The organism is Asanoa iriomotensis, from assembly GCF_016862515.1.
Lineage (GTDB): Bacteria > Actinomycetota > Actinomycetes > Mycobacteriales > Micromonosporaceae > Asanoa > Asanoa iriomotensis.
Genome location: NZ_BONC01000161.1, coordinates 1 through 4,156, shown reverse-complemented (window position 1 = coordinate 4,156; position 4,156 = coordinate 1). Strand labels below are relative to the sequence as shown.

Here is a 4,156-nt window from a genome sequence, read left to right as displayed (position 1 = left end):
CGTCGGTGGCCGCTGCGAGCGGGTCGCCGACGGTGAGCTTCTCGACCTCGCGGGTGAACGCGTCGAGGAACTCCTCGTAGCGGGACCGTTCGACGTAGACGCGCTGCACGGAGATACAGCTCTGGCCCGAGTTGCTGTATCCGGTGGCCGCGCAGACCCGGGCGGCGGCCGCCACGTCGGCGTCCGCGCAGACGATGGTGGCGGCGTTGCCGCCGAGCTCGAGCACGAGCCGCTTCGCGCCGGCCGCCCGGGCGACGGCCGCGCCGGTGGCCGCGCTGCCGGTGAAGCTGACGACGCCGACCTCGGGTGCGGCGCACAGGGCGGCGCCGACGGCGCCCTCGCCGTGCAGCACCTGCACCGCTTCCGGTGGCAGTCCACAGTCGAGCAGCAGCGCGACCACGGCGGCGGACGAGGCCGGCGCCTGCGGTGGCGGTTTGACCAGCGTCGTGTTGCCGGCCGCGAAGGAGGCGGCGAGCTTGTGCGCGAGCAGGTTCGCCGGGGCGTTGAAGGGCGTGATCGACAGGGCGACACCGACCGGCGCCCGATGCGTCAGTGCGGTGTTGCCGACGCCTCGCGGCCAGCCGGCGACCGGCAGCACCTCGCCGCCGATGCGGCGGGCCTCGGCGCCGGCGACGGCGAACGTGTCCGCCACGCGGTCGATCTCGCCGCGGCCGTCCTTGACGGGCTTGCCGAGCTCGAGCGCGAGCAGGCGCGCCAACTCGTCGCGCTTGCCCTGCACCGCCGCTGCCGCGCGGTCGAGCACCGCGGCCCGGGCCGCAGGCGACATCCGCGCGACCGCCCGGGCGCCCCGACGCGCGTAGGCCAGGGCGTCGCGGACGTCGTCGTCCCCGGCCTGCCGGGCCGTGGTGACGACCGTGCGGGTCCACGGGCCGGTGCGGTCGGCGGTCGGCCCGTCGGTGCGCCAATCCCCGGCGACGAGACAGCCGACCCGCATCACGTCCTGGTTGACACCGGCAGGCATCCCGCTCCTCACGTCGTACCCTCGAACCACCACGCGGCCCGTCTGGACCGTTCTATGGACTAGGTGTAACGTACGGGCGGCCGGGTCCCCTGGCAATAGCCGGTTCCGAATCTGGTGCGCCGACAGGCCTATCCGACGCGAGCCGCCGCCGACGACCGAGAGGCGACGCATGGATGATCGACCGCTGCGTGGAATCCGGATCCTGGACCTGACCAACGTGCTGGCCGGCCCGTACTGCAGCTACCACCTGATGCTGCTCGGCGCCGAGGTCGTCAAGGTCGAGAAACCGGGACACGGCGACCTGGCCCGCAACCTCGGCCCCGAACCCGGCCTCAACGAGGCCGGCATCGGCGCCTCGTTTCTCGCGCAGAACGCCGGGAAGCAGTCGGTGGAGCTCGACCTCAAGGTGCCGCGCGACCGTGCGCGGTTCGAGGAGCTGCTGCGGGACTCGGACGTGCTGCTCGAGAACTTCCGAGCCGGAGTCCTGGCGCGCATCGGCTACGGCTGGGAGGTCCTGCGTGAGGTGAACCCACGCCTGGTCTACTGCGCGATCTCCGGCTTCGGCCAGACCGGGCCGATGAGCCAGGCGCCGGCGTACGACCAGATCATCCAGGGTTTGTCGGGGATGATGAGCATCACCGGGACGCCGGACACCGTGCCGCTGCGGGTCGGCTTCCCGGTCTCCGACTCGATCGGCGGCCTCGTCGCGGCGATGTCCATCTGCGCCGCCCTCGCCGGGCGGGCCCGGACCGGCAACGGCGTGTTCCTCGACGTGTCCATGTTGGAGGCTTCACTGTCGGCCATGGGATGGGCCGCGTCGAACTATCTGGTCAGCGGCGTCGCGCCCGAACCCATGGGCGACCAGAACGCCACGGCCGCGCCGTCGGGCACGTTCGACACCGCCGACGGACCCCTCAACATCGCCGCCAACCGCCAGGAGCAGTTCGAGGTCCTGTGCCGGCTGGTGGGACGGTCGGACCTCGTCACCGACGAACGCTTCGCCGGCCGCGAGGCACGCAAGGCACATCGGGCGGCGCTCAACGGGGAGCTCAACGCCGCCCTGCGCCGCCGGCCCGCGATCGAGTGGGAGCGCGTGTTGTCCGCCGCCGGTGTGCCCGCTGCCCGGGTACTGACGGTTCCTCAAGCGGTGGGATTGGAACAGCTCCGCGTCCGGGGCTTCTTCACCGACCTGCCGTTTCCGGGCCATCCCGATCGGACGCTGCGGGTCAGCGGCAACGGCGTGCTCGTCAACGGCGCCCCGCTGCGCCCGACGACGCCGCCACCACTGCTGGGCGAGCACAACGACCACGGCCTGACGCCGACCGCGGACGAGGTGTCGACGCGATGAGCGAGCCGAGCGTCCAGGACGTCGCGGACTGGTGGGCCACGGCCGTGTCCCGGGTCGAGCCCGACGTCATCGAGCTGCGCGGCCGGCCCATCCAGGAGCTGATCGGCACGACGAGCTTCGTCGGCGTCATCTGGCTGCTGCTGCGCGGTGCGCCACCGACGCCGGGTCAGCAGCGGCTTCTCGAGGCCGCCCTGGTCAGCTCCGTGGACCACGGCCCGCACGCTCCGTCGATCGCGATCGCCCGCATGGCCGTCACCTGTGGCATCGGCATCAACGGCGCGATCGCCAGCGGCGTCAACACGCTCGGCGACGTCCACGGCGGCGCGGGAGAGCAGTGCATGGAGATGCTCGCCGAGGTCGGCCGGCGCGCCGCCGGCGGGACCGGGATCGACGACGCGGCCGCCGCCGTCGTGGCCGGCTGGCGCGACCACGTGCGGTACCTGCCCGGCTTCGGGCACCGCTTCCACTCCGTCGACCCCCGTCGCGAACCACTGCTGAGCCTCGTGCGGGAGTCCGTCGCCGCGGGCGTCGTCGACGGCGCGTACCTGCGTGCGGCCGAGGCGGTCGAGCGGAACCTGGCGACCGGCCGCAGCCGACCCGTACCGATCAATGTGGACGGACTGACCGCCGTCGTCTACGGCGAGCTGGGTTTCCCGCCACCGCTGGCCCGCGGCCTGTTCGTGCTGAGCCGCAGCGTCGGCATTCTGGCCCACGCCTGGGAAGAGGCCGGCCAGGGCCGGCGCAACAAGGGCCCGATACCGCCGTCGATCCTACCGACCTACGGGGGACCGTCCTAACGAGACAGGAGCTGCCCATGCCCGTGAGACGCAACACGATCCTCAGTGCGGCGCTCGGCGCCACGCTGACCGCCGCCGTCATGCTCGTCTCCACGTCCCTGCCCAGCACCGCCGACCGCTCCGCGCCCCGACCGAAGGACACCGCTGCCCACAATCTCGGCGACCCCGATTACGGCGTCTGCCGCGGCACCGACCCCGACTGTTACCACGACTGGGGCAACTTCGACCCGGCCAACGACGGCTACCGGATCCTGGTCTACAGCCGCACCGCCGGCCCTCGGCACGCCCACCTCGGCCCGGTCCTGCCGGCCGGCCTCAACCCGCCGCTGACCGCCGCCCACGCGGCACAGAGCGCGCTGGTGAAGCTGGGCGCCGACAACGGCTTCGCCGTCGACTGGACAGAGGACGTCACCCAGCTCTCCTCGCCCTCACGCCTGTTCCGCTACAACGCGGTCGTCTTCATGAGCACGACCCGTGACACGCTCGACGATCCGGCGCAGACCGCGCTGCGCCAGTACCTCCGCGGCGGTGGCGGGTTCGTCGGGATCCACAACGCGTTCGGCACCGAGTACAACTGGGAGTGGTACGAGGGTCTGCTCGGCGGCGCGAACTACTACGACCACGGGCGCAACCAGCCCGGCGTGGTCGAGACGGTCAGCCGCCGCGACGCCTCGACCGTGGGGCTGCCGGCCCGCTGGGACTTCGCCGACGAGTGGTACAACCTGGTGCCGTTCCCGAGCAAGGTGCGGGTCCTGGCCAGGGTCGACGAGGCGACTCTGCCCGACGGTGCCCGCGGCGGCAGCGGCCATCCCGGCCACGGACGCGACCACCCGGTCTCCTGGTGCCAGTACTACGACGGCGGCCGCTCCTGGGTGACCACCCTCGGCCACGCCGTCGAGGCCTGGACCGACGCGCCGATGCCGGGCGACGAACACTTCACCCGACACGTCCTCGGCGGCATCGAGTCCGCCATGGGACGCAGCCCGTTCTGCCGCTAGGTCGTGTTTCGTAGGGCGTGGATCGCGGCGC

General features: G+C 72.5%; 4 protein-coding genes. 3 read left to right on the top strand and 1 reads right to left on the bottom strand.

Annotation, left to right across the window (positions count from 1 at the left end; genetic code table 11):
- Nucleotides 1-982, bottom strand: a 982-nt coding sequence (locus tag Air01nite_RS40645; protein ID WP_203708851.1) for an aldehyde dehydrogenase family protein, incomplete at its 3' end; no start/stop codon positions are given.
- Nucleotides 983-1,151: 169 nt separating this feature from the next.
- On the opposite strand from Air01nite_RS40645, the gene Air01nite_RS40640 reads away from it, so the two are divergent.
- The 3 genes from Air01nite_RS40640 to Air01nite_RS40630 are packed head-to-tail and all read left to right on the top strand — an operon-like array spanning nt 1,152 to nt 4,125.
- Nucleotides 1,152-2,330 carry a CaiB/BaiF CoA transferase family protein gene (locus tag Air01nite_RS40640; RefSeq protein WP_203708850.1) on the top strand — a complete coding sequence of 393 codons (1,179 nt, stop codon included), beginning with the start codon at nt 1,152-1,154 and terminating at the stop codon, nt 2,328-2,330.
- Nucleotides 2,327-3,127 carry a citryl-CoA lyase gene (locus tag Air01nite_RS40635; RefSeq protein ID WP_203708849.1) on the top strand — a complete coding sequence of 267 codons (801 nt, stop codon included), beginning with the start codon at nt 2,327-2,329 and terminating at the stop codon, nt 3,125-3,127. Before Air01nite_RS40640 ends, Air01nite_RS40635 begins: the two co-directional genes overlap by 4 nt.
- A gap of 17 nt (nt 3,128-3,144) precedes the next feature.
- Nucleotides 3,145-4,125, top strand: coding sequence for a ThuA domain-containing protein (locus Air01nite_RS40630; protein ID WP_239091306.1), 981 nt, complete (start codon nt 3,145-3,147; stop codon nt 4,123-4,125).
- The last annotated feature ends 31 nt before the right edge of the window (nt 4,126-4,156 follow it).